Raw genomic sequence first — 25,343 nt, forward strand, 5'->3', positions numbered from 1 at the left:
AGGCTCTCAGCGGGTGTTCCATTCGTGCACGGTCAGGTCGGAGGCCTGCATCGTCACCAGCGGATCGGTGGCGATGATGGCCTGCGCCTGCGCCAGGCTCTCGACATTGCACAGCACATAGGCGCCACCACTGCCGTCGGCGAAACCGCCGGTCAGCTGCAGCTTGCCCTGCGCCTGCAACGCATCGAGAAAATCGCGATGCGGCTGCACCGCTGCATCGTTGAAGTCCGGCCGGCGCATCGCCATCACCAGGTAGACGGTGCCCGCCATCAGGACAGCGCCTGCCAGCGCGCGCGCAGTTCGTCCAGGCGCAGGTCGGCGGCCGAACCCGGCGACACGCGCGCGGCGAGGCTGCCTTCCGGGGTACGCCCCTGCCCTGCGCTGTCGGCACCGGCCGCAGCGGTCTTGTAGGCCTCACGGAACGGCACGCCGGCCACGGCCGCTTCCACCGCCACGTCGGTGGCATACATGCCCGAATCGATGGCCGCACGCAGCTTGTCGTCGCGCCATTCCAGGTTGGCCAGCAGCGCCGGCAGCAGCTCCAGCGCTGCCAGGCCACGGCCGAAGCCGTGGAAGATAGCGCCCTTGGACGACTGCAGGTCGCGGTGGTAGCCCGACGGCAGCGACAGCAACTGCTCGATCTCGGTGCGCGCGGCGGCGACGCTGGCGTGGGTGGCGCGCATCAGCTCGATCACATCCGGATTGCGCTTGTTGGGCATGATCGAACTGCCGGTGGTGTACTGCGCCGGCAGCGCGACGAAGCCGAACTCGGCACTGGTGAACAACGACAGGTCCCAGGCGATGCGGCGCAGATCCAGCGTGGCGCCACCGAGCGCCTCCAGCGCGGCCAGTTCGAACTTGCCGCGCGACAGCTGTGCATAGATCGGCGAGATCTGCATGCGCGCAAAACCGAGCGCCGCCGTGGTGTGCTCTCGGTCCAGCGGCAGGTTCACGCCGTAGCCGGCGGCGGTGCCGAGCGGATTGGCATCGACCAATGCATGGGTGTCGTGCGCGCGGATGGCGTTGTCGATGAAGGCCTCGGCCCAGCCGGCCCACCACATCCCGGCCGAGGACACCACGGCACGCTGGATGTGGGTATAGCCGGGAATCGGCAGATCCTTCTCGGCCTGCGCGCGGTCCAGCGCGACCTTGGCCACGTCGGCGCTGAGCTGGGCCACGCGCAGCAGCTTCTCCTTCAGCCACAAGCGGGTGGCGACCAGGATCTGGTCGTTGCGGCTGCGGCCGGTGTGGATCTTGCGGCCCGCATCGCCGAGGCGTTCGGTCAGCCGCGCTTCGATCGCCGAGTGACCATCTTCGTACTGGGTATCCAGCACGAAGCGGCCTTCGCGGAAGTCCTGCGCCAGGATATCCAGTTCGCGCAGCAGGCCAGCCAGTTCATCGGCGCTGAGGATGCCGATGTGCTGCAGTCCCTGCGCATGCGCGGCGCTGGCGGCGATGTCGTGCAGGAAAAACTCGCGATCGAGGATCACGTCATCGCCGGCGAGGAAGGTCTGGATCTGTGCGTCGACAGCGACGCCGGGCTTCTGCCAAAGAAGGTCTGCCATGGGGGCTCCGGAATACGTGTTCAGTGCGGGATCGACGTCAGTTCGTCGATGCCCAGCGCGAGGTTGAGGTTCTGCATGGCCTGGGTGGCCGCACCCTTGAGCAGGTTGTCCAGGGTCGCCACCACGACGACCCGCTTGCCGCCCGGGGCGAGCGTGAAGCCACCGACCTGGGCACCGTGGCGACCGGCGATGCGGCTGACCCACGGCGCTTCATCCACCACTTCGATCAGGGGTTCGCCAGCGTAGGCCTGCTGGAAGCGCTCGACGATCTGTTCGCGGGTCTGCACGCGGTTCAGCCACAGGTTGGCGGTGAGCGTGATGCCCCGGAAATGCGGCGCGACGTGCGGCATGAATTCAACAGCCACGCCCAGCTGCACCGACACCTCGCGCTCGTGCACGTGGTTGGTCAGCGCATATGGCATCAGATTGTCGGCCAGCAGCTCGACGTTGTTCTTGTCCGACGGCGTGGTACCGGCACCGGAGTAGCCGGACACACCGAAGCACTGCGGTGGGCCGGCCAGCAGGTCCAGCAGCGGATGCACCGCCAGCTGCATCGCCGTGGCATAGCAGCCCGGGTTGCTGATGTGCTTCTGGCCGTTGTAGCGGCCACGGGTCAGCTCCGGCAGGCCGTAGTACCAGCTGTTGTCGAAACGGTAGTCGGCCGAGAGATCGACGATGACGGTGTCCGGCTTCGCCGCTTCCAGCGCAGCCACGAACGGCGCGGCCAGGCCATTGGGCAGGGCCAGGATCACCGCGTCCACACCCTTGGCGGCAACCGCGTCGGCGTCCAGGTTCTCGTACTGCAGCTCGCCCTGGAATTCCGGATGGTGGTCGGACAGGCGCTGCCCGGCGCGCTCGCGCGAAGAGACAAAGGCCAGTTTCAGCCGCGGGTGCGCGGCCACCAGCTTGATCAGCTCGGCGCCGGTATGGCCGCGGGCACCGACGATGCCAAGGGTAAAGGTCGAATCGTTCATGCGTGACTGTCCAGGCGGTACTGCAGGTGGCGCTTCACGCCCTGCCATTCCGCATCGATGATGGAGAAGATGACGGTGTCACGCGGCGTGCCATCGGCGTGCCGCCTATGGTTGCGCAGCACGCCATCCTGCTTGGCGCCCAACCGCGCGATGGCCGTGCGCGATGCGAAGTTGAACCAGCTGGTTTCGAACACCACGCTCAGGCACTCCAGCCGCTCGAAGGCATGGCTGAGCAGCATCAGCTTGCTCTCCGAATTGACCCCGGTGCGCTGCACCGATTCGTCATACCAGGTGTAGCCGATGCTCAGGCGCGGCACGTCCGGCTGCAGATCGTAGTAGCGGGTGGTGCCGACGATCTGGTCGTTGGCATCGAACACCACGAACGGCAGCACCTTGCCTTCGGCCTGCGCCTGCAGCGCTGCCTGCACGTAGCCGGTCATGGTTTTGGCATCCGGAACCTGGGTATACCAGAGCTTTGACAACGAACCGTCGCCCAATGCCCCGCGCAGGCCATCGATATGGCTCATCTGCAGCGGCTCCAGCCGCGCATGCGCGCCAGCCAGCGTGGGAACCCGTGTCCAATCAGCATGATTCATCGCGCTCAGCCCTCCAGGCTCGGCGCTCGCACGCCGCAGTGGTCGACATAGGTCCTGATGCGGTCGATGCCATCGGCACCGTACCAGAACACTTTCCAGTGACCCTGCTTGTAGCAGCCATCGGATTCGGCGTAGTAGAAATGGTTGATCGGATTGCCGTTGCGCGAACGCCAGAACAGCTGCGGGGTTTCCTCGCGCATCACATTCCAGACCGCACGCCCCAGGCCCTCGCCCTGCGCATCATCAAGCACCGCGAACTTGTCCAGGTACACACCCTCGGCCTCGTCGGTAAGGATCACCGCAGTGCGGTAGTTCTCGCTGACGTAGGCGCGCAGCAGCGTGGTCTTCTCGAAATAGTCCGGCACCAGGGTGCGGCCGAAGCTCGATTCGATCAGCTGCTTCAAGCGCGGCAGGTCCAGTTGCTCCCATGCCGTGGCGCGCAGCACTTTCTCACCCTTGCGCACCAGCGTGCCCGAGCCCTTGTGGGTGAACAGTTCCTTGGCCAGGTCGGCCGGGCGCGTGATCGACACCGACGATTCCAGCGGCAGGCGGTCGAGCAGATCCTTGATCTGTTCGATCTTCACCTTCATGCCACCGTGGATCCACGGCTGCGCGATCAGGTGGTCATACTCGGTGGACAGGTTGATCGAATCGATCACGTTGCCCTGCTCGTCCAGCAGGCCGCCGGTGCCGGTCAGGAAGATGATCTTGTACGGTTGCAGCTCCTGCACGAGCTCGTTGGCGGCGAAGTCGGCGTTGACGTTGAGGATCTGGCCTCCGGCGGTTTCGCCCAGGCTGGTGATGACCGGGATCGAACCGGCGCGCAGGCTGGCCTCGATCGGTGCCAGGTTGACCTTCTTCACCTCGCCGACCAGGCCGTAGGTATCCACGTCCAGATACTCGGCCTCGAACACGCCGCCGGTGATCGAGGTGGCGCGCGCACCGTTCTGCTGCAGCGCCTCGACCAGGCGCAGGTTGGACTGCTGGAACACCCGGCGCACGATCGCCAGCGCTTCCGGCGAAGTCACGCGCAGGCCGTTGACGGTCTGCTTCTCGATGCCGGCGGCCGACAGTTCAGCATCCAGCTGTGGGCCGGCGCCGTGCAGCACGATCGGGGTCAGCCCGACCTCCTGCAGGAACGACAGCGAAGAGGTCAGCGCGTCGAGGTCGTCGCGCAGCACTGCGCCGCCGACCTTGACCACGGCGAAGCGCTTGGCGTCCAGCTGCGAGAAGCGCTTGAGGTACTGGCTGATCTCCTTCGCGCTGGCCATGCTGGAAAGCAGGCGCACGATGGTCTGGCGGGTCTGGCGGTGGGGCTGGAGGGCAGGAGACATTTCGGTTTCGTCACAGGCGGCGGTCGCCGCGTTGCAGTTCCACCCGGCCTGGGCCGGGCGGCGTTGTGGGGTCGATCAGGCGCCGGCGGCGATGATCCGGTGTACGGCGTCGGTGTAGCGCTGCAGCTGGTCCAGGGTCACGAACTCATCGGCGGTATGGGCCTGGGCGATGTCGCCCGGGCCGAACACCAGCGTGGTGTAGCCACCGGCGGAGAACAGCGACGCCTCGGTCCAGAAGTCCACCGCGTTGCCGATCGGCAGTTCCAGCGCATCGGCCACGTCGCGCGCCAGCAGGCGGCGGTTCTCGGCTTCGGCGATGTCACCAGCCGGCAGGCTTGGGCCACGGAAGGTCTCGGTGAACACGGCGGCTTCCGGTTCGGCGAAACCGGCGAAGGTCGCCAGCAGGCCATCGATGTCCATCGACGGCAGCGGACGGAACCCGAAACGCACTTCGGCAGCCGGTGCGATCATGTTGGCCTTGATCCCACCTTCGACGCGTCCGATGTTGAAACGCAGGCCGGTCAGTCCGCCAAAGCGGGCCGAGGCCAGCGATTCCACATGGTCCAGCGCGCGGTTGCCCCAGCGCATGGCCTGGTGCAGCGCACTGGCGGCCGCATCCTGCTTGCCCGACGCGTGCCCGGCGCGGCCGGCGAACTGCATCAGCACCGAACTGATGCCACGATGCGCGAGCACGGCCTCGCTCATGGTCGGCTCGGCCACCAGCACCGCTTCATACGGCAGGCCACGCGCCAGGAACGCGGCGATGCAGCGCGGATCGTTGGCTTCCTCGTCGCTGGAGAACAGGAACGCAGCATCGCCATCGCTGGCATTGGCCGCGGCAACCAGCGCAGCGGCGGCGCCCTTGATGTCACACACGCCCAGGCCGACCACGCGGTCGTCCAGCCGGCGCATCACATGCGGGTCGGCACTCCAGTGCGGCGAGTCGGGCACGGTATCCAGGTGCACGTTGAACAGGTACTTCGGCGTCCCACGCACGGCGTACAGGCTGACCGCACCCGCGCCATGGTCGATCACCTCGACGTTGAAGCCGGGCAGGTTCGCGCGCAGGTAATCGAAGATGCCACCGGTGGTGATCGCACGCGGCGGGTTGCGGGTGTCGAAGGACACCAGGGCCTGCAGGTGATCGAGCGTCTGTTCAAGCATGAATCAACAATCCTGGTAGTGCCGGCCGCTGGCCGGCAACGATGTCGGTGGTGAGTGCCGGCCAGCGGCCGGCACTACCGTCACAGGTCAACCGCGGTTCACCTGTGCATACAGGGTGGAGCTCATGCCGAACAGCTTGATGAAGCCTTCGGCCTCCTCCACGCCCCAGTCGGCCGACTGCGCGTAGGTGGCGCCCTTGGTGTTGAGCAGGTGCGGCGACTTCACCGCCACCGCATCGACGCGGCCACCACGGGTTTCCAGCACCACTTCGCCGTTGACCTTGGCCTGCGAGGACTTCAGGAACGCCTCGATGTCGGTCTTCAGCGGGTCGTGGTAGAAGCCTTCGTACACCAGCTCCACCCACTTGCGCGCCACGTCCGGCTTGAAGCGGTTCTGCTGCTTGGTCAGCACGGCATCTTCCAGCGCGCGGTGTGCAGCCAGCAGCGAGACCAGGCCCGGGGCCTCGAACACGATGCGGCCCTTCAGGCCGATCACGGTGTCGCCGGTGTAGACGCCGCGGCCAACGCCATACGGGGCGAACAGCTTGTTGAGCTGGGCCAGGATCTGGTCGCCCGGCAGCGCCTTGCCGTTCAGTTCAACCGCTTCGCCTTCGACGAACTTCAGGGTCACGCTCAGCGCCTGTTCCGGCCACTCGCTGCGCGGTGCGCACCAGCCACGTGCGCCTTCGCCCGGGGCTTCCCAACGGTCGATCTCGCCGCCGGACATGGTCAGGCCCAGCAGGTTTTCGTTGATGGTGTAGGCCTGCTGCTTGGCACGCACGCCGAAGCCACGCTCTTCCAGGTACTTCTGCTCGTAGGCGCGGGTCTGGGTGTGTTCCTTCTGGATCTCGCGGATCGGCGCGATGATCTGGTAGTCGCCCAGCGCCTTCACGGCCAGGTCGAAGCGGACCTGGTCGTTGCCCATGCCGGTGCAGCCGTGGGCGATGATGTTGGTGCCCAGCTCGGCAGCACGCTTCAGTGCGGCATCGACGATCAGGTAGCGGTCCGAGACCAGCAGCGGGTACTGGCCCTGGTAGCCTTCGCCGGCCCACACGAACGGCTTGACGAAGCCTTCCCAGATGGCCGGGCCACCATTGACGGTGACATGGCTGGCCACGCCCAGCTCGGCGGCGCGCTTCTCGATGAAATCGCGCTCTTCATCATCCACGCCGCCGGTGTCGGCGAACACGGTGTGCACGTTGTAGCCACGCTCCTGCAGGTACGGCACGCAGAAGCTGGTATCCAGGCCGCCGGAGAAGGCGAGAACGACGTCTTTGTTGCTCATGGGGGTCAGGTCCACTTGGGGATGGGAATTCGGTAGAGCCGACCGCTGGTCGGCTGGAATGTTGGATGCACCGCTGCGGGAGCTGCCGACCAACGGTCGGCGCTACCCCTTTTTCGATCTAGCGCCCGGCAACCGCGGCCATGATCGCCTTCTGCACGTGCAGTCGGTTCTCGGCTTCGTTGATGGCGATGCACTGCGGCGAATCCATCACCGCATCTGTGGCCTTCACGTTGCGGCGCAGCGGCAGGCAGTGGCTGAACACACCGTTGTTGGTCAGCGCCATCTTCCGTTCGTCGACGATGAAGTGCTTGAACTGGTCGCGGATCGGCTTTTCCGGTTCCCAGTTGCCGAAGAACGGCAGCGCGCCCCAGCTCTTTGCGTAGACCACGTCGGCGCCGGCGTAGGCGCTGTCGATGTCATGGCTGATCTTCAGCGAGCCACCGCTCTCGGCCACGTTCTGCTCGGCCCAACCCATGTAGCGGTCGTCGAGGATGTAGTCGGCGGTCGGGCACAGCAGGGTCACGTCCATGCCCATGCGGGTGGCGATGGTCAGCGCCGAATTGGCAACGGCGGTGTTCAGCGGCTTGGGGTGGTAGGTCCAGGTCAGCACGTACTTCTTGCCACGCAGGTCCTGGGTACCGAAGTGCTCCTGCAGGGCCATGATGTGGGCCAGCTCCTGGCACGGGTGGGTGATGGTCTCCATGTTGATGACCGGCACCGGCGAGTACTTGGCGAAGCTGTTGAGGACGATGTCCTGGCGGTCGTAGGCCCAGTCGATGAACTTGGGGAACGCACGCACGGCGATGATGTCGCAGTAACGGCCCAGCACCTTGGCCACTTCAGCGATGTGCTCTTCGGTGTCGCCGTCCATCACCGTGCCGAGGTTGAACTCGATCGGCCACGCATCCTTGCCCGGCTGCAGCACCACCGCGTGGGCGCCAAGCTGGAACGCGCCCAGCTCGAAGCTGGTGCGGGTGCGCATGGACGGGTTGAAGAACACCAGCGCGATCGACTTGCCCTTGAGCTGGTCGCCGAGCTTGTTGCGCTTGAACAGCGCGGCCTGGGTCAGCAGCGCGTCGAGATCGCTGCGGCTCCAGTCCTGGGTGTTCAGGAAGTGCTTGGGGGACATCATCTTTCCTTGCGAGGCGGCGCCGGGTTCGACGCAGTGGAAGGGAAAAGCAGGAACCAAAGGTGGAGCGAAAAGGTTGCAGTTGCAGCTTTCAGAACGCAGAAACGAAAAAACCCAGCCGGCGGGCTGGGTTTTTTTCGGACGAACAGCAAAAAGCTCCGGTTACCCAGCGAGGATGTGGGGTTCCGGTCGACGCGCACGCGAGGTCATGCCAGACGCCTGTCGGGCTGCGCTGCTGTCGTGCTGGAAGTCGGTGAGCTTCATGGTCAAATATCTTTGCATGCGCCCGGGGCCGGCGCAAGGGGCCGGGGTCGCAGAATCAGGGATTGCTGGCAGTGCCCTGCTCGGGGCCGACCCAGGGAGTGATCGACACCCGGATCTTGAGCCGGTTGCCGGGGTCTTCCGGCAGCCGCGAGCGGTACTTGGTGCCCTTGTAGACGTAATCCACGTCGTAGGCGATGGGCCGGCGGAATTCACGCCCGACCGGCACGATGCGGCAGTCACGGGTCAGCATCGGGCCATTGTTGGCCGGCGCCGGAGCCGGCGTCTCGGTTCCGACCTCCTCAACGGCCTCCTCATCGCTGCGCTTGAACATCGAGCGCACCGAATCCCAGAAGCGGCTGATCCGGCCCTTGTCCTCAACCGGCTCCTCGCCGGTCACGTTGACCGGGGCCAGGGTCCGGGTCGAGACCGGCTCGCAGTGCTCTTCGGTGCGGGTCGCGCGCAGGGTCTGGAACACCGGCTCAACGTTCAGCACCTGGGCGTAATCGAACTTCACGTTCTCCACGATCACCACCCGGTTGCGGGGCTCGGCCTCCTGGGCCAGCACCACGGCGGGCAGCGCCGACAGGCAGGCCAGGGTCAGCAACGCGGTGGATTTCATTGGCGACGGGAGCAAGGACACGGCAATAGTGTAGGCAGTGACGAGCGCAAGGGGCTGAACATTACCCGTCCGCGCTGCTCCTGCCCACCCCACCTTGGGAGAACCGGCGTCCACCGGTGGCAGCCAGTGCCCCCAAAGGGGGCCGACACGTTCTAAAATCACAGGCTTGTCCCCCAGCCACAGCCCCATGACCCTGCGCCTGCACAACAACCTGACTCGCCAGCTCGAACCGTTCACTCCGCTCGACCCGGCCTGTCCGACCCTGTATGTGTGCGGCCCGACGGTCTACAACTACGTGCACATCGGCAACGCCCGTGGCCCGGTGGTGTTCGGGGTGCTGGCCGACCTGCTGCGGCGCCGTTTCGGTGGCCTGCGCTACGCGCGCAACATCACCGACGTGGACGACAAGATCAACACCGCCGCGCGTGAGCAAGGCGTGCCGATCAGCACCATCACCGACAAGTTCGCCGCCGCCTACCGTGAAGACATGGCCGCGCTGGGCGTGGTGCCGCCGGATATCGAGCCGGAGGTGACCGCGCACATTCCGCAGATCATCACCATGATCGAGCAGCTGATCGCCAACGGGCATGCCTATGCCGCCGAGGGCCACGTGCTGTTCGCAGTGGCCAGCTTCGATGGCTACGGCAAGCTCTCGCGCCGCGACCCCGACGAAATGCTGGCCGGCGCGCGCGTCGACGTGGCCCCGTACAAGCGCGACCCGGGCGATTTCGTACTGTGGAAGCCGTCCAGCGACGACCTGCCCGGCTGGGAATCGCCGTGGGGCCGGGGCCGTCCGGGCTGGCATATCGAATGCTCGGCGATGGCCGCCGCCCACCTGGGCGAGACCATCGACATCCACGCCGGCGGCGTCGACCTGCAGTTCCCGCACCACGAGAACGAGCTTGCGCAGAGCGAATGCGCCCACGGCGGCAAGATCTTCGCCCGTTTCTGGCTGCACAACGGCATGCTCAACTTCGGCGGCGCCAAGATGAGCAAGTCGCTGGGCAACATCGAACGCGTGCACGACCTGGTGCGCCAGCATCCGCCGGAAGCGCTGCGCCTGGCCCTGCTGTCGGCCCATTACCGGCAGCCGCTGGACTGGTCCGATGGCCTGATCGAGCAATCGGTGCGCACCCTGGACCGCCTGTACGGCACCCTGCGCGAACTGTCATCGGTCGAGGCGGTCGTGGCGATCCCGGCCACGGTCGAGGCGACCCTGGACGACGACTTGAACACCCCGCAGGCGCTGGCCGAAGTGGCCCGCATCGCCGCCGATGCACGCCGAGCTACCGACCCGGCCGAACAGGCACGCCTGAAGGGCGAGCTGCTCGGTGCCGGCCTGGCCCTGGGCCTGCTGCAGGCCGACCCGGCACAGTGGTTCGGCACCGCCGCCGGCGATGACGGCGACGATGCCCGTATCCAGGGCCTGATCGACGAGCGGGCCGCCGCCAAGAAGGCCCGCGACTTCGCCCGTTCCGATGCCATCCGCGACCAGCTGGCCGCCGAAGGCATCGTGCTGGAAGACACCCCGCAGGGCGTGCGCTGGTCGCGCAAGCGCGGCTGACCCGCCCTGCCCCGTGGCCGGTCCGCCGGCCACGCCCCCACTGTAGAGACTGTTGTGACCGACTCCCCGTTCCCGCTTGAACCCACCGCCGCCGAGGCCCAGACCGCCATCGCCGAGGAATTCGGCTTCTTCGGCGACTGGTCCGAGCGCTACCAGTACCTGATCGACCTCGGCCGCAAGCTGCCGGCCTTCCCGGAAGAATGGAAGACCGAAGAGCATCGCCTGCTTGGCTGCCAGTCGATGGTCTGGATCGTGCCCGAGGGCAACGCACAGTCGCTGCGCTTCCACGCCATCAGCGATTCGGCGATTGTCTCCGGCCTGATCTTCCTGGCCCTGCGCGTGTACTCCGGGCGCTCGGCGCAGGAGATCCTGGCCACCGAACCGAGCTATATCCAGGACATCGGCCTGGCCCGCCACCTCTCGCCCACCCGCAGCAATGGCGTGGCGGCGATGCTGGCGTTCATCCGTGAGACCGCGCAGGCGCAACTGCAGCGCGACCCGTCGTGAGCGAACCTGCCACAGCCGAAGACAGCGCACTGGGCCTGCTGTCCCGGCCCGGTTTCGCCAGGCTGCTGGCCTACCGCATCTTCGCGATGCTGTCCTACCAGGTGGTCGCGGTCACCGTCGGCTGGCACATCTACGAAGTCACCCGCAATCCGTTCTCGCTGGGCCTGATCGGCCTGGCCGAGGTCGTACCGTTCTTCTGCGTGGCGCCGTTCGCCGGTTACCTGGTGGATCACCTGCCGCGCCGTCGGCTGGGGATGGCCGCCTGTTGCGGGCTGATCGCCACCGCACTGGTATTGACCAGCGTGGCCATGGGCTGGCTGCCGATTGACGGCGTGTGGCCGATCTATGCGGCCATCGCGCTGACCGGCATGGTCCGCGCCTTCCTGTCGCCGATCTACAACGCCTTGTTCGCCCGCGTACTGGCCCGTGACCAGTTCGCCCGTGGCGCTGGCCTGGGCGCCGTGGTGTTCCAGGCCGGCATGATCGCCGGCCCGGCACTCGGTGGCGTGCTGGTCGGCTTCGGCGGCAAGGGCCTGTCCTACGCGGTGGCCACCGCCTTCGCGCTGGTGGCGATGGCCTGCCTGGCCACCTTGAAGGTGGAAGAGCCGGTGCATGCCGGCCCGGCCGCGCCGATCTTCAAGAGCATCGCTGAAGGCGCACGCTTCGTGGTCGGCAACCGGATCATGGTCGGCGCGATGGCGCTGGACATGTTCTCGGTGCTGCTGGGCGGCGTGGTGGCGATGCTGCCGGCGTTCCTGCACGAGATCCTGCACCACGGCCCGGAAGGCCTGGGCATCCTGCGCGCGATGCCGGCGCTGGGCTCGGTGTGCGTGGGCCTGTGGCTGGCCCGCCACCCGCTGCACCGCAATGCCGGCCGCGTGCTGCTGTTCGCGGTGGCCGGTTTCGGCCTGTGCGTGATCAGCTTCGGGCTGTCGCAGCACTTCTGGCTGTCGGCGCTGATCCTGCTGTTCTACGGCGCCTTCGATGGCGTCTCGGTGGTGATCCGGTCGACCATCCTGCAGTTGGCCACGCCGGAAGAAATGCGCGGTCGCGTATCGTCGATCAACGGCATCTTCATCAGTTCGTCCAACGAGCTGGGCGCGTTCTATGCCGGCACGATGGCGAAGCTGCTCGGCCTGGTACCGGCAGTGGTGCTGGGCGGGTTCGCGGTGCTGAGCGTGGCCGGGATCACGGCGTGGAAGAACCCGACGCTGCGGAAACTGAATCTGCGTGATCTGCAGTGACCCCGCGGAGAGCGCGTTCGGCGGCGCCGGGCGTTTGACTGGCCACGTCACTTTCCCTCGATGAATGGGTTTGTCACTTTCTTTGCGCGCGCAAAGAAAGTAACCAAAGAAACGCGCCGCCATCCGCGAGCCGGCGCTGCGCGCCGGTACCCTGCGCTCCTCGGCGAATCAGGGGACGGCGCCGAACTCGCTGCGCTCAAACAGCGGCGCCTCTTCGCCCCTGATTCCCCTGCGGTGCTCGGCTCGCTACAAGGCGGACCCAACAGCCGCGAGCGCACGCATGACCGCCCTTGGTAGAGCCAAGCCATGCTTGGCTGCTTTTGCTTTTGCTCTTCCTTGCCCTCCGGCTTCGGCCTGAGCCGAGCATGGGCTCGGCTTTACAGCAACCGCGCACGCAGGAAACCGTCGAGAGCCTGCGGGTGGGTCCGATACCCGGAAGGCGCCGTTCTACCCAGCCAACCACCTCCCAACAAAAAACCCGGCCGAGGCCGGGTTTTTCGCATGACCATACAACGATCAGGAATCAGTCGCCCTGCTGCTTCTGCAGGTGCTCCCAACGCTCCTGGGCGTCGATGGTGCGCTCGGCGGTCAGGCGCGCTTCGAGGCGCTCCAGGCCGATTTCTTCGCCGGTGTCGACGCAGTAACCGTAGTCGCCGGCTTCCAGGCGCTTCAGGGTGCTGTCGATCTTGCCGATCAGCTTGCGGTAGCGGTCGCGGGTACGCAGTTCCAGCGAGTTCTCGGTCTCGCGGGTCGCGCGCTCGGCTTCGTCGCCGATATCACGCACTTCCTCGCGCAGGTTCTCGATGGTCTGCTTGGACTCTTCGACCAGGTCCGCGCGCCAGTTCTGCAGACGCTGGCGGAAATACTCCTGCTGCAGCGAGCTCATGTATTCCTCTTCCGAGGACGGCTTGTAGCCAGCGGGCAGGATCGGGCGGCCAGTGGCCTCGTCGGTCTTGTATTCGACCACCTTGTACTTGCTGCGCGGGGCCGGTGCCGCCGAGCGGGCGGCGACGGCCACGGCAACCTTGCCGACAGGGCGCGACACGGTCTTCGGGGCGGAATCGGATTTCACGGCGGTTTTGGCAGGCGATTTCGAAACGGGCACGGGATTCTTGGATTGCGGGGCCTTCGAAGCAACAGGAGCGGCGGCCGGGGCCGGCTTGGAAGCCGGTTGGGCTGCTGCCACTGCCACGGTCTTGGCCGGGACAGGCTTGGCCGGAGCCGGCTTGGCGGCAGGCTTCGGTGCGGACTTCACTACAGGGGCCGGGGTCGGCTTTACGGCCGGCGCGGCAACATTCTTGGCAACCTTCTTTACAGCGGCAGGCGTGGCGACCGGCTTGGCCGCAGCGACCTTCTTTGCCGCCGGTTTTGCGACCGGCTTGGCTGCAGCCTTCTTCACCACCGCCTTCGGCGCCGGCTTGGCTGCTGCCTTCTTGACCACCGGCTTGGCGGCGGCCTTTTTCACCGGCGCAGCCTTGCTGACGGCTTTCTTCACCACCGGCGCCTTCTTGCTGGCAGCGGCTGGCTTGGCCTTGGCGGGCGCAGCGGCCTTCTTCGCCACCGGCTTGGTCGCCTTGACCGGCGTTTTCTTTGCGGTGGCCTTCCTGGCCGCCGGTTGCGAGGACGCTGCCTTGGTCGCCGGCTTGCTGGCCGGTTTCTTGGCAACGGGCTTTGCCGCCAACTTCTTCACAACAGGCTTGGCGGTTTTCTTGGCGGCCGTTGCGGCCTTCTTTGCAGTTTTTTTAGCAGCCACGAAACGCTCTTCCTTGGATTCCCCGGGGCCCGGGAAAGCGGGCCTTTATAGCCTACCCGACCCGCAGCAGCAACCTTGACCCCCTGCTCCATTCAGTCCTGGAGTCAAGGCGCCCTTGGAGGCAGTCCGACGAACACGGACCGCCTTGCGCGGTACGGAACCTGGCCAGCGCCCGAAGGTGCTGGTACCGGTCGCAGGCCATCGGCGACATGCGACCAACGGCCCATCCTGCACAAATGCGGCCTTCATGCCAACTGGCATAAGATGACTGGGTGATCTCGCGCCTGCTCATCGCCCTGCTGCGCTTCTACAAGCGCTTCATCAGCCCCCTGCTGGGGCCACGCTGCCGTTTCGTGCCGAGCTGTTCTGAATACGCGATGGAGGCCATCTCGCGGCACGGCCCGCTGCGCGGCAGCTGGCTGGCTGCGCGCAGGCTGGGCCGCTGCCACCCGTTCCATCCCGGCGGCTTCGACCCCGTGCCCGAGTCCCCCAACGCCCCCTCTTGCCGTTGCACAGGAAAACACTGACATGTCCTCCACCCTCATCACCAACGCCCGCATGGTCAACGAAGGCCGCACCTTCGACGGCGACCTGCGCATCGAGAACGGCCGCATCGCGCAGATCGGCAGCGGGCTGGCGCCTCGCGACGGCGAGCAGGTGGTGGACGCAGCCGGGCGCTGGCTGCTGCCCGGCATGATCGACGACCAGGTGCACTTCCGCGAACCGGGCCTGACCCACAAGGGCGATATCGCCAGCGAATCGGCCGCGGCCGTGGCCGGTGGCCTGACCAGCTTCATGGACATGCCCAACACCAACCCGCCGACGCTGGATTCGACCATCCTGGAAGCCAAGTACGAGCTCGCGCGCGGCCGCGCCTGGGCCAACTACGGCTTCTACCACGGCGCCAGCAATGACAACCTCGACGCGATCCGCGCCCTGGACCCGAAGAAGGCCCCGGGCGTGAAGGTGTTCATGGGTGCATCGACCGGCAACATGCTGGTCGACAACCCGGAAACGCTGGACGCGATCTTCCGCGAATGCCCGACCCCGATCATCACGCACTGCGAAGACACGCCGATGATCGATGCCAACCTGAAGGCCTTCCAGGAGAAATACGGCGACGCGCTGACCCCGGACATGCACCCGGACATCCGCTCGCGCGAAGCCTGCATCAAGTCGACCCACCTGGCGATGTCGCTGGCGCGCAAGCACGGCACCCGCCTGCACGTGCTGCATATCTCCACCGCCGATGAGCTGGCGCTGTTCGAGAAGGGCCCGCTGATCCGCGCCGACGGCAGCCGCAAGCAGATCACTGCTGAAACCTGCGTGCACTTCCTGCACTTCGCGCGCCCGGACTATGCGACCAAGGGCAATCTGATCAAGTGCAACCCGGCGATCAAGGAAGTGTCCGACCGCGAGGCGATCACCGCTGCGCTGGCCGACGACGTGCTGGACGTGCTGGCCACCGACCATGCGCCGCACACCTGGGAAGAGAAGCAGAAGCCCTACGCGCAGGCGCCGTCGGGCCTGCCGCTGGTGCAGTACGCGCTGGTGGCCGCGCTGGAGCGCGTGCACGAAGGCAAGCTGACCCGCGAACAGGTGGTGCAGAAGTTCGCGCATGCCCCGGCGCAGCTGTTCGACGTCGAGGAGCGCGGCTTCCTGCGCGAGGGCTACTTCGCCGATCTTGTCCTGGTCGAAGACGTGCCGTTCACGGTCAAGCGCGAGGACGTGCTGTCCAAGTGCGGTTGGTCGCCGTTTGAAGGCACCACCTTCCGTTCGCGCGTGGCCTCCACCTGGGTGAATGGCCAGCTGGTGTGGGACGGCAGCAAACTGGTCGGCGAACCGGCCGGTCAGCGCATGACCTACGACCGCTGATGCGTTCGGCACTGATGATCGGGGCGCTGCTGCTGGCCGCGCCCCTGCTCACCGCACCGGCAGCCCAGGCGCAGGATGGCATCGGCAGCCTGATCGACAGCCGCGTAGTGTTCCCGGCCAGCGCGTCGCAGGGCGCGCTGGTGATCGGCAAGGTTCCCGCCGGCAGCCGCGTGCAGTACGCCGGCCGCCAGCTGCGGGTGAGCGGCTATGGCAGCGTGGTGTTCGGCATTGGCCGCGACGAGAAGGGCCCGCTGCGCGTGCAGGTGCAACGCCCCGATGGTGGCAGCGAGACGGCAACCATCACGGTGACGCCGCGCGAATGGCCCACCGAGCGGGTCAACGGCGTGCCGCCGAAGACGGTCAATCCGCCGCCGGCGATTGCCGAGCGGATCAAGCGCGAACAGGCGCAGGTGACTGCCGCACGCGCCCGCGATGACGACCGTACCGATTTCACGCAGACCTTCATCTGGCCGGTACAGGGCCGCATCAGCGGTCGCTTCGGTAATGCGCGTGTGTACAACGGGCAGCCCGGTGCCGGTCATTCCGGCATGGACATCGCGGTACCGACCGGCACGCCGGTCAAGGCACCGGCCGCCGGCATCGTCACCTTCGCCGGCCCGGACCTGTACCTGACCGGTGGCACGCTGCTGCTCGACCACGGTTTCGGGGTCAGTTCCAACTTCCTGCACCTGTCGCGCATCGACGTGAAGGTCGGCGACCGGGTGGAACAGGGCCAGGTGATCGCCGCGGTCGGCGCCACCGGCCGCGCCACCGGCCCGCACCTGCACTGGGGCATGAACTGGTTCGATACCCGTATCGACCCGTTGCTGGTGCTGGAACGCAAATAACGGTAGTGCCGGCCGCTGGCCGGCAACCTCATCCTCTTCGGCGCCCTGCTGGATGCCGGCCAGCGGCCGGCACTACCAGATACGTTGGATCAACCGCGCGCGGCCCACCACACGCGCAGCAGGGTGCGCACCGGTGTAGCTTCAATCGGCTTGCCTGCGGCCTGCGCGGCCACGCGGGCGCGCGCGAGGCTGGACCACACACGGCGCGGGCGCGGGCCGGGCACACGGGTGCCCCACCCCTTCAACAGATGCTGCGCCCAGCGCTGCGCGGCAGTGCTGGCATCACCGTCCAGCAAGCTGCGCGGCACACCGGCCACGCCGGCATCCTGCAGGCGCTGGGCCAGGGTCTGCAGCTGCACCGCACGACCGGCGCCGGTGCGCGGCTTGTCCGCGAACAAGGCCGCCTCCACCGCGGCAACGGCCTCGGCGTAGTTGGCCAGCGCACGCTCGGCACCGGCCGCATCCAGCGCGACGGTACGCGCTTCAACCAGATCCGGCAGCGCTTCGCCCAACTGGGCCCACGGCGCGCGCACCGGCTCCAGCAGACGGCCCAGCGGATGGCGCGAACGATGCGCGGCCCAGCTGCGCAGTTCCTCGCCCCACCATGCCAGCTTGGCGTCGGCGGGCAACGGATCGCCGCTGGTGTTGAGCATGTCGTCGAACTCCTGCAGCAGCGCAAACCACGCCACTGCAAGCTCGCGTTGCGATTCGGCCACGAACGGGGCGGCCACGGACCATTCCGGCCAACGGCTGCGCCACTTGTCGAGGAAACTGTCCAGCGCGGTACTGCTCACTACGTGATTCCTTACGGCTGGGCCGGGGCTGCCGGCCGGGTCGGCCACAGACTGGCCAGTTGCAGAAGTTCGGCGGTCTCGACCAGCACGTCGGCCTGCCAGGCCAGCGGATCGTCGCTGTGCAGGCGGTAGCCCCACAGTGCCGCCACCGACGGCATGGCGGCGGCACGTGCCGCGATGATGTCGCGCTCGTCGTCGCCCACGTACACGCAGTCTTCGGCGGCAACGGCAATCGCCTGCGCGGCGTGCAGCAGCGGCAGCGGGTGCGGCTTGCGCTCGGCCAGGCTGTCACCACCGACCAGTACCGCGCAGCGCTGCTGCCAGCCGTGCTGCGGCAGGATCAAGCGCGCCAGGTACTCGGGCTTGTTGGTGACGATGCCCCACACGGTGCCGGCGTCATCCAGCGCGGCAAGCATGCCGGCCACGCCATCGAACAGTACCGCGTGCTGGCCGATCAACGCTTCGTAGCGCTGCAGGAATTCCGGAATCAGCGCATCGCGTGCGGCAACATCCAGTTCCGGGAAGGCGGCGCTCACCATTGCACGCGAACCCTTGGAGACCACCGGACGCAACATTGCCGGATCGATCGGCGCGCGACCGCGCTCGGCCAGCATCGCGTCGCAGGTGGCGACGAAGTCCGGTGCGCTGTCCAGCAGCGTGCCATCCAGGTCGAACAGCACCGCGCGCGGGAAGCGGGCCGCGGTCATGCCGGCTTGACCGCGTAGGCCAGGTAGTTGATGTCGGTACGGCTGCTCAGGCGGGCATGGTTGCGCCACGGCTCGTAGGCCATGCCGCTGACATCCACCAGCTGGACGTCGGCCTCGCGCAGCCAGCGTGCCAGCTCGGCCGGCTTGATGAATTCCTGGTAGTGGTGGGTGCCCTTGGGCAGCAGGCGCGCCACGTACTCGGCGCCGACAATCGCCACCGCGAAGGCGGCAGCGGTGCGGTTGATGGTCGACAGGAACAGGTGGCCGCCCGGCTTCAGCAGGCGCTTGCAGGCTTCGATGATCGCGCCCGGGTCCGGTACGTGCTCGAGCATTTCCATGCAGGTGACCACGTCGAAACTGCCCGGCTGCTCGGCAGCCAGGTCCTCGGCGGCCTGCACGCGGTAGTCGACCTTCGCGCCGCTTTCCAGCGCATGCAGGCGCGCGACCTTGACCAGTTCCGGAGCCAGGTCGATGGCGGTGACGTCGGCGCCGGCCTGCGCCAGCGCTTCGCTCAACAGGCCACCACCACAACCGATGTCGAGCACGCGTGCGCCGCGCAGCGACACACGGTCGGCCACGTACTGCAGGCGCACCGGATTCAGCGCATGCAGCGGCTTCTGCGGGCCATCAGCATCCCACCAGCGGTTGGCCAGCGCGGCGAACTTGTCCAGCTCGGCCTGATCGAAATTGGAGGAAGCGTGGGGGGCAGTCATGAGGGGGTCCTTGCGGCGCCGGGATTCAGGCGCGGATATGGCGGATGCGCTCGCGCCACTGGCGCGCGTTGGCGATGATGCCCGGCAGGTCCATGCCGACCAGTTCGCGCTGCACCAGCTTCGGCTTGCCGGCGATCCAGACGTCGCTGACCTGCTGGCGGCCGGTGGCGTACACCAGCTGCGACAGCACGTTGTGCAGCGGCTGGGTTTCCAGTGCGGACAGGTCGACGCAGACCAGGTCGGCCTGCTTGCCGACTTCGATCGAACCGATGCGCTCGCCGAAGCCCAGCGCGCGGGCACCGCCCAGCGTGGACGCGCGCAGCGTGGTCGCCGCGTCCAGTGCAGTGGCATCGTCGGCCACGGCCTTGGCCAGGATCGCCGCGGTGCGGTTCTCGCTGAACATGTCCAGGTCGTTGTTGCTGGCGCAGCCGTCGGTGCCGATCGCCAGGTTCACGCCGGCACGCTGCAGGGCGCAGGCCGGGCAGAAACCGGAGGCCAGCTTCAGGTTCGATTCCGGGCAATGCACCACGCTGACGCCACGCTCGGCGCACAGGTGGATTTCCGCATCGGTCAGCTGGGTCATGTGCACCGCGATCAGGCGGTCGTTGACCAGGCCGAGCCGATCCAGCCGCGCCAGCGGGCGCTGGCCGTGCAGCTTGATCGAATCGTTGATCTCCTGCGCGGTCTCGTGGGTGTGCAGGTGCACCTGCATGTCGAGCTGGTCGGACAGCATCCGCACCCGCTCGAAGTTGGCATCGTTGACCGTGTACGGCGCATGCGGCGCGAACGCGGTGCCGATCAGCGGATCGGTGCGCCACTGGTCGTGCAGTTCACCGGCCTTGGCGAAGTACTCGTCATCGGTCTTGGCCCAGGCGGTGGGGAAATCGATGATGACCGCGCCGACCAGCGCGCGGAAACCATGCTTCTTGTAGACCGCGGCCTGCACGTCGCCGAAGAAGTAGTTCTCGTTGGCGCAGGTGGTGCCGCCGCGCAGCATCTCGGCAATGGCCAGAGTGGTGCCGTCGGCAACGAATTCGGGTCCGATCACCGCCGCTTCCACCGGCCAGATGTGCTGCTGCAGCCAGGTCATCAGCGGCAGGTCGTCGGCGACGCCGCGCAGCAGGGTCATCGGGTTGTGCGTGTGCGCGTTGACCAGGCCCGGCATCAGCGCAGCCTCGGGGCGGCTGACCACCTGCGTGGCGCGGAACCGTGCGCGCGCCTCGGCACGCGGCAGGATGGCCACGATCTCGCTGCCACGCACGGCAACGGCATGGTCTTCCAGCACCACCGCGTGCGGCTCGATCGGAACGACGTAACCGGCTTCGATGAGCAGGTCGCAGGCTTCGGGGAGGTGCGGGCTATCGCTCATGCGGGCTCACTGGCTGGGGGGGGGGCGGCGAGATACTTCTGGGGGACACGCCCCTGAGTCAGGGGCTGCCGCGAAGCGGCGGGGTCTGGAGACCCGTGAAGCGGGGCCCATGATCTGCCGAAGCAGATCATGGGAGCGCCAGCGCGAATGCGATGGCGCGTACCCGGCCAGCGGCCGGCACTACCGTAATCCGGCTGCGCCGGATTACTTGACGCGTGCGGAGTATTCGCCCGAACGGGTGTCGACGCGGATCACTTCTTCCTGGTTGACGAACAGCGGCACGCGGACCACGGCACCGGTTTCCAGGGTGGCCGGCTTGCCGCCGCCGCCCGAGGTGTCGCCACGGACGCCCGGATCGGTTTCGGTGATCTTCAGTTCGACGAAGTTCGGCGGCTGCACGAAGATCGGCTCACCGTTCCACAGGGTGACCACGCAGGACTCTTCGCCCTTCAGCCACTTCTCGGCACCGCCCATGCCAGCCTTGGTGGCCTGGACCTGCTCGAAGGATTCCGGATCCATGAAGTGCCAGTACTCGCCGTCGCTGTACATGAAGTTCATGTCGGTATCGACGACGTCGGCTGCATCCAGCGAGTCGGTCGACTTCATGGTGACTTCCTGGGTACGGCCGTCCTTGATCAGGCGGTACTTCACGCGGGTGAAGGCCTGGCCCTTGCCCGGCTTGACGTATTCGGTGTCGATGATGACGGCCGGTTGGTTGTTGACCAGGATCTTCATCCCGTTCTTGACGTCGTTCATGCCGTAGCTGGCCATGCGTAAACTCCTGAGTGGCAAAAACGCCGCGGGTGCGGCGAGCCGTTAGAATGGAAAGCCCACCGGATGCCGGTGGGCGACTGTTTTTCTGCCCCCATGATAACCGCAGGCCCCCTCTCCATGCAGCTTTCCGCCTTCCCCCGGCCCCAGTCGCCAGGCGCGCCCGCGCGCTGGCAGCAGCTCTGGCGCCAGGCGCTGCGCGACCCGCACGCCCTGCTGGCCCGGCTGCAGCTGGACCCGGCCGCGCTGGGTGTCTCGGAGGCGGCCATGGCCCAGTTCGCGCTGCGGGTGCCGGAAGGCTTCGTGGCCCGCATGCGCACGGGTGATGCGGCCGACCCGCTGCTGCGCCAGGTGCTGCCGATCGACGAGGAAATGCGCCCGGCTCCCGGGTTCAGCTTCGATGCGGTGGGCGATGGTGCCGCCAAGAAGGCCACCGGCGTCATCCAGAAATACCGCGGTCGCGCCCTGCTGGTCGCCACCGGCAGCTGCGCAATCAACTGCCGCTACTGTTTCCGTCGCCACTTCGACTATGGCGCGGAGAACGCCGCCAAGGGCGGTTGGCAGGAGGCCGTAGCCGCCATCGCGGCCGATCCAGACATCGACGAGGTGATCCTGTCCGGCGGCGACCCGCTGTCCCTGGCCACCCACAAGCTGGTCGAGCTGACCGACGCCCTGCGCGCGATCCCGCATATCCGCCGACTGCGCATCCATACCCGGCTGCCGATCGTGCTGCCGGAGCGCGTGGACGATGAACTGGTCTCGTGGCTGGGCAGCCTGCCCTGGCCGCTGGCGATCGTGGTCCACGCCAATCACGCCAATGAATTCGACGCCAACGTGGACGCAGCGATGGCTCGCCTGCGCGGGATCGGCGCCCAGCTGCTGAACCAGGCGGTATTACTGCGCGGGGTCAATGACAGCGTGCAGGCCCTGCAGGACCTGAGCGAGCGCAGCTTCGCCGCCGGCGTGCTGCCCTACTACCTGCACCAGTTGGACCGGGTCGAGGGCGTGGCCCACTTCGAAGTGGACGATGCCCAGGCCAAGGCGCTGATTGCCGGCCTGACCGCGCGCCTGTCCGGTTACCTGATCCCCAAGCTGGTGCGCGAACTGCCCGGCGACCCGAGCAAGCGCCCGCTGTAACAAAAAAGGGGACGGAGGGAATTAAGTCGTTTATGCATTTGCGACTTAATTCCCTCCGTCCCTTTTTTGGGTCAGAGGCCTGATTCGATCATCCGCACCACTTCGGTGGCGGTCACCGGGTGGCTCAGCCAGTAGCCTTGGCCGAGGTCGCAGCCGCGCTGGGCCAGCAGCTCGTACTGCGCCTGCTGCTCGATGCCCTCGGCCACCACCGTGATGCCGAGCGCGTGGGCCATGGCGATGATTGCCGTGGTCAGCGCCAAATCATCGGGATCGCGCTGCATGTCGGCCACGAAGCTCTTGTCGATCTTCACGCCGTCCACCGGCACCTGACGCAGGTGGCTGAGCCCGGAGAAACCGGTTCCGAAATCATCCAGCCAGACCTTCACGCCGGTGCGGTGCAGCTTGTCCAGCAGCTGCGCGGCAACCATCTCATCGCCGATCACCGCGGTTTCGGTCAGCTCCAGGTGCAGCCGCGAGGCCGGTAGGCCTGACTCGTGCAGGCACTGCGCAACCAGTGCCGGCAGTTCACCACCGCGCAGCTGCCGCGGCGACACGTTCACCGACACGAACAGATCATCGCCACCGGCCCCGCGGGGCCACTGCGAGGCTTCCATGCAGGCCGCACGCAGCACCTTCGGACCGATGATCTCGATCAGCCCGCTCTGCTCGGCCACTTCGATGAACACCGACGGCGGAATCGTACCCAGGGTCGGATGCTGCCAGCGCAGCAGCACTTCGACGCCGACCATGCGGCGGTCACGCATGCGGAAGATCGGCTGGTAGGCCAGGCGCAGTTCGCCGCGCTCCCAGGCCCCGCGCAGTTCCTGCTCCATGTGCACGCGGCGCTCGACCGCATGGTCCATTGCCCGGCTGTAGTAGCGATAGCAGTTCTTGCCGGCCATCTTCGCCTGGTACATGGCGATGTCGCCGTTCTTCAACAGCGTGGTCGCATCGGCGGCATCGTCCGGGAACAGGGTCACGCCGATCGAGGTCCCCAGGAACAGCTCCCTGCCCTGCACCACCAGCGGCTTGCCCAGCTCGCGCACCAGCACCTCGGCCAGCAGCCGCGCGTTCGCGGCCACGTCGCCATCGCCGACCAGGATCACGAACTCGTCGCCGCCGAAGCGGGCCAGCAGGGCCTCATCGCCACCAGCCTCGGTAACCGCACGACCGATGCGCTGTGCGAACTGCAACAGTGCTTCGTCCCCGGCCTCATGGCCGAGGGTGTCGTTGACGCGCTTGAAATCGTCGATATCGGCGAACAGCAGGCCCAGCCGATGATTGGATGCACGCGCGGCCATCAGCCGATGGTCCAGTGCTTCGCGGAACGCCAGGCGGTTGGTCAGCCCGGTCAGCGCATCGGTATAGGCCATGCGCCGCACCTCGCGGTCATGGCGGGCGATGGAATCGCGCATGCGGGCGAAGCCGCGCACCAGCTCGCCGACCTCGTCGTCGCGGGTGTTCTCGGCCAGCGGCGCCTGGTAGTCACCGGCCTCGATGCGCCGCGCCGCGGCGGCCAGGTCACGGATCGGCGCCACCAAGGTGCGTTGCACGTACAGGATCACCACCACGCCGATCACCACCAGCAGGCCCAGCATCAGCAGCAGCCAGCCCAGGTGGCGGCTGCCAACCTGCTGCAGGCGCTCGCCGAGTGTGGCGTTGGCAGCCTGTTCGCGCTGCTGCACTTCGTCCAGCGCCATGCCGACGCGGACGCCGCCGATGCGCTGGTTGCCGACCATGATCGGCATGGTGTTGTCGAGCACCTTGGGCGACTCCTGCACCACCAGCGCCTGCGCCACCGCGGCCTTGGGGGCCAGCGGGTCGGCCATCGGCTGGCCGAAGCCGGACACCTCGATCGAGCCGTCATGCACCAGCCGGCCGCGTTCGTCGAACACCAGCACATAGCGCACGACCGGCTGCCGTGCGGTGCTGCGCACCAGCGCACCGACCTGGTCCAGGTCACGGTAGTACAACGGGTTGGCCAGCGCGTCGGACAGCTCGCGCGCCATCGCTTCACCGCGGCTGCGCACGCTGCGATCGAACAGTTCATGGATGACGCCACCACTGAGGTTGCGCACCTCGCCCTGCATCGCCGCCTGCCGCCCCAGCAACACTGCCAGGATCGCCACCACCACGACCATCGCCCCGCCCATCGCGAGCAGGAACCGGGCCTGCATTCCCGAGCCGAGCCACTTCATTCCACTTCCATCCGCACGCGCGTCAATCCTTGTTTCAATTCATCCAGCCGCTGCTGCGCATGCGCATCGACGCGGTGGAAACCGGAAGTGCCGAAAAAACGATGCAACGCCCCCTGCGCCTGCGGGTCACTGGCCGCCTGCAGCAGGACGTCCTGCAGCCGGTCACGCACCCGCGGGTCGAGGTCGGCGCGCACCATCTCCACCGCCCGTGGGTAGGGTTCGGTGCGCAGCAGCTCGCGGAAGTCGCGCCGGAATGCCGCTGGCACCCGTCGCTCGTCGTTCCAGTCCACGCTGCTCACCGCCCCCACCTCGACCACGCCCTTGTGCACGAACGTAGCGATGTTCAACTCGCTGCGCGCGAACACATACCCCACGCTGTCCCGGCCCGGCATGTCCCACGTACCCGCCAGGATCTGCGGTGACAACCCTTCCTGCAGCAGCGTCATCACCGGCACCAGGTAGGCACTGGTGGACGCCGTGTTCTGCAGCGCCAGGCGATGCCCGCGCAGGTCCTGGATCCGTTGGATCGGACTGTCGCGGCGCACGAAGAACACGGTCTGGTACTCACGAACGCCGTTGCGCTCGGTCAACAGCAGCGGGCGCGCACCACTGCGCTGGCCCAGTGCCACCGCCGTACCCGACGTTTCCGTGACCCAGTCGACCCGCCCCCGCCGCAGATAGCTGGCCATCTGCTGCGGGTCGCGCGCCATCAGGATCCGCCCCTCCTTGATGCCGACGTCGTGCATGCGTGCCACCACATAATCCAGCAACGGTTGCAGCTGCTCGTAATGGGCCTTGGGGTCATCGCTGATCCGGCCCAGCACCAGCACCGGGTCCGGTGCTGCATGCACTGCCCCGGCCAGCAGGATCATGACCAGGCTCAGCAGTCCCCTCTGCACTGCCCTTCGCAGACCCGACACAGGCTTCATCCCTC

Annotated in this window: 24 protein-coding genes; 7 read left to right on the top strand and 17 right to left on the bottom strand. The window is 67.1% G+C overall.

All coding sequences use genetic code 11. The features are described 5' to 3' along the window. Positions 1-6 precede the first annotated feature (6 nt). The 9 genes from EGM71_RS13865 to EGM71_RS13905 all read right to left on the bottom strand — a co-directional run bounded on the left by EGM71_RS13865 (position 7) and on the right by EGM71_RS13905 (position 8,929). Positions 7-270 (bottom strand): YciI family protein, encoded by a 264-nt coding sequence (locus tag EGM71_RS13865; protein WP_180866278.1) that lies wholly within the window; start codon positions 268-270, stop codon positions 7-9. After that, a complete protein-coding gene (gene argH / locus EGM71_RS13870; RefSeq protein ID WP_188485384.1) occupies positions 270-1,565 on the bottom strand; it encodes an argininosuccinate lyase in 1,296 nt (431 codons plus the stop codon). The genes EGM71_RS13865 and argH overlap by 1 nt, the downstream gene beginning before the upstream one ends. Before the next feature lie 20 nt (positions 1,566-1,585). Continuing rightward, entirely contained in the window at positions 1,586-2,539 is a 954-nt protein-coding gene (gene argC / locus EGM71_RS13875) for an N-acetyl-gamma-glutamyl-phosphate reductase (RefSeq protein ID WP_032129402.1), read from the bottom strand. Further along, positions 2,536-3,135, bottom strand: a complete 600-nt coding sequence (locus tag EGM71_RS13880) for a GNAT family N-acetyltransferase (RefSeq protein WP_126927502.1) — start codon at positions 3,133-3,135, stop codon at positions 2,536-2,538. Before EGM71_RS13880 ends, argC begins: the two co-directional genes overlap by 4 nt. A gap of 5 nt (positions 3,136-3,140) precedes the next feature. Then, positions 3,141-4,469 carry an acetylglutamate kinase gene (locus EGM71_RS13885; RefSeq protein ID WP_188485385.1) on the bottom strand — a complete coding sequence of 443 codons (1,329 nt, stop codon included), beginning with the start codon at positions 4,467-4,469 and terminating at the stop codon, positions 3,141-3,143. Between the two features lie 75 nt (positions 4,470-4,544). Next, positions 4,545-5,633 (bottom strand): acetylornithine deacetylase, encoded by a 1,089-nt coding sequence (locus EGM71_RS13890; protein WP_188485386.1) that lies wholly within the window; start codon positions 5,631-5,633, stop codon positions 4,545-4,547. Positions 5,634-5,720: 87 nt separating this feature from the next. Then, positions 5,721-6,917, bottom strand: a complete 1,197-nt coding sequence (locus EGM71_RS13895; protein WP_126927499.1) for an argininosuccinate synthase — start codon at positions 6,915-6,917, stop codon at positions 5,721-5,723. Positions 6,918-7,035: 118 nt separating this feature from the next. Beyond that, positions 7,036-8,046, bottom strand: a complete 1,011-nt coding sequence (locus EGM71_RS13900) for an N-acetylornithine carbamoyltransferase (RefSeq protein WP_014037861.1) — start codon at positions 8,044-8,046, stop codon at positions 7,036-7,038. A gap of 319 nt (positions 8,047-8,365) precedes the next feature. Beyond that, on the bottom strand, positions 8,366-8,929 hold the full coding sequence (locus tag EGM71_RS13905; protein WP_188489849.1) for a hypothetical protein: 564 nt from the start codon (positions 8,927-8,929) through the stop codon (positions 8,366-8,368). Positions 8,930-9,116: 187 nt separating this feature from the next. On the opposite strand from EGM71_RS13905, the gene cysS reads away from it, so the two are divergent. Genes cysS through EGM71_RS13920 form a run of 3 tightly spaced genes read left to right on the top strand, consistent with a single transcriptional unit; the run spans position 9,117 to position 12,244 of the window. Then, complete coding sequence (cysS, locus tag EGM71_RS13910) at positions 9,117-10,493, top strand: cysteine--tRNA ligase (RefSeq protein ID WP_188485387.1); 1,377 nt, start codon at positions 9,117-9,119, stop codon at positions 10,491-10,493. Positions 10,494-10,547: 54 nt separating this feature from the next. Further along, positions 10,548-11,000 (top strand): SufE family protein, encoded by a 453-nt coding sequence (locus EGM71_RS13915; RefSeq protein WP_010486631.1) that lies wholly within the window; start codon positions 10,548-10,550, stop codon positions 10,998-11,000. Then, a complete protein-coding gene (locus tag EGM71_RS13920; RefSeq protein WP_188485388.1) occupies positions 10,997-12,244 on the top strand; it encodes an MFS transporter in 1,248 nt (415 codons plus the stop codon). The genes EGM71_RS13915 and EGM71_RS13920 overlap by 4 nt, the downstream gene beginning before the upstream one ends. A 523-nt stretch (positions 12,245-12,767) precedes the next feature. On the opposite strand, the gene dksA is transcribed toward EGM71_RS13920, so the two are convergent. Further along, positions 12,768-13,997 (bottom strand): RNA polymerase-binding protein DksA, encoded by a 1,230-nt coding sequence (gene dksA, locus EGM71_RS13925; RefSeq protein WP_188485389.1) that lies wholly within the window; start codon positions 13,995-13,997, stop codon positions 12,768-12,770. 272 nt (positions 13,998-14,269) lie between these two features. Between dksA and yidD the strand changes: the two genes are divergently transcribed. From yidD to EGM71_RS13940, 3 genes are read left to right on the top strand one after another with little or no spacing between them, the layout of a single operon-like run. Further along, complete coding sequence (gene yidD, locus EGM71_RS13930) at positions 14,270-14,524, top strand: membrane protein insertion efficiency factor YidD (RefSeq protein ID WP_005414016.1); 255 nt, start codon at positions 14,270-14,272, stop codon at positions 14,522-14,524. Between the two features lies 1 nt (position 14,525). Then, a complete protein-coding gene (locus EGM71_RS13935; protein WP_188485390.1) occupies positions 14,526-15,872 on the top strand; it encodes a dihydroorotase in 1,347 nt (448 codons plus the stop codon). Then, positions 15,872-16,720 carry a M23 family metallopeptidase gene (locus tag EGM71_RS13940; protein ID WP_188485391.1) on the top strand — a complete coding sequence of 283 codons (849 nt, stop codon included), beginning with the start codon at positions 15,872-15,874 and terminating at the stop codon, positions 16,718-16,720. Before EGM71_RS13935 ends, EGM71_RS13940 begins: the two co-directional genes overlap by 1 nt. 89 nt (positions 16,721-16,809) lie before the next feature. Here the strand turns inward: EGM71_RS13940 and EGM71_RS13945 are convergent, their stop codons facing one another. The 5 genes from EGM71_RS13945 to efp all read right to left on the bottom strand — a co-directional run bounded on the left by EGM71_RS13945 (position 16,810) and on the right by efp (position 21,074). Further along, a complete protein-coding gene (locus EGM71_RS13945; protein ID WP_188485392.1) occupies positions 16,810-17,514 on the bottom strand; it encodes a squalene/phytoene synthase family protein in 705 nt (234 codons plus the stop codon). An 11-nt stretch (positions 17,515-17,525) separates the two neighbouring features. Then, positions 17,526-18,221: a phosphoglycolate phosphatase gene (locus EGM71_RS13950; RefSeq protein WP_188485393.1), complete on the bottom strand. Its 696-nt coding sequence runs from the start codon at positions 18,219-18,221 to the stop codon at positions 17,526-17,528. Then, on the bottom strand, positions 18,218-18,934 hold the full coding sequence (gene ubiG / locus EGM71_RS13955) for a bifunctional 2-polyprenyl-6-hydroxyphenol methylase/3-demethylubiquinol 3-O-methyltransferase UbiG (RefSeq protein WP_188485394.1): 717 nt from the start codon (positions 18,932-18,934) through the stop codon (positions 18,218-18,220). Before ubiG ends, EGM71_RS13950 begins: the two co-directional genes overlap by 4 nt. A gap of 25 nt (positions 18,935-18,959) precedes the next feature. Next, positions 18,960-20,303 (bottom strand): TRZ/ATZ family hydrolase, encoded by a 1,344-nt coding sequence (locus EGM71_RS13960; protein ID WP_005410380.1) that lies wholly within the window; start codon positions 20,301-20,303, stop codon positions 18,960-18,962. A gap of 204 nt (positions 20,304-20,507) precedes the next feature. Then, positions 20,508-21,074 carry an elongation factor P gene (gene efp / locus EGM71_RS13965; protein ID WP_014037874.1) on the bottom strand — a complete coding sequence of 189 codons (567 nt, stop codon included), beginning with the start codon at positions 21,072-21,074 and terminating at the stop codon, positions 20,508-20,510. 96 nt (positions 21,075-21,170) lie between these two features. On the opposite strand from efp, the gene epmB reads away from it, so the two are divergent. Next, positions 21,171-22,211: an EF-P beta-lysylation protein EpmB gene (gene epmB / locus EGM71_RS13970; protein ID WP_188485395.1), complete on the top strand. Its 1,041-nt coding sequence runs from the start codon at positions 21,171-21,173 to the stop codon at positions 22,209-22,211. 71 nt (positions 22,212-22,282) lie between these two features. Here epmB and EGM71_RS13975 read toward each other — a convergent pair whose 3' ends face one another. Together EGM71_RS13975 and EGM71_RS13980 are read right to left on the bottom strand one after the other, a co-directional pair. Continuing rightward, complete coding sequence (locus EGM71_RS13975; RefSeq protein ID WP_188485396.1) at positions 22,283-24,409, bottom strand: putative bifunctional diguanylate cyclase/phosphodiesterase; 2,127 nt, start codon at positions 24,407-24,409, stop codon at positions 22,283-22,285. Then, a complete protein-coding gene (locus EGM71_RS13980; protein WP_188485397.1) occupies positions 24,406-25,338 on the bottom strand; it encodes a phosphate/phosphite/phosphonate ABC transporter substrate-binding protein in 933 nt (310 codons plus the stop codon). Before EGM71_RS13980 ends, EGM71_RS13975 begins: the two co-directional genes overlap by 4 nt. Positions 25,339-25,343 lie beyond the last annotated feature (5 nt).

It is taken from the genome of Stenotrophomonas maltophilia (assembly GCF_006970445.1).
GTDB classification, from domain to species: domain Bacteria; phylum Pseudomonadota; class Gammaproteobacteria; order Xanthomonadales; family Xanthomonadaceae; genus Stenotrophomonas; species Stenotrophomonas maltophilia_AU.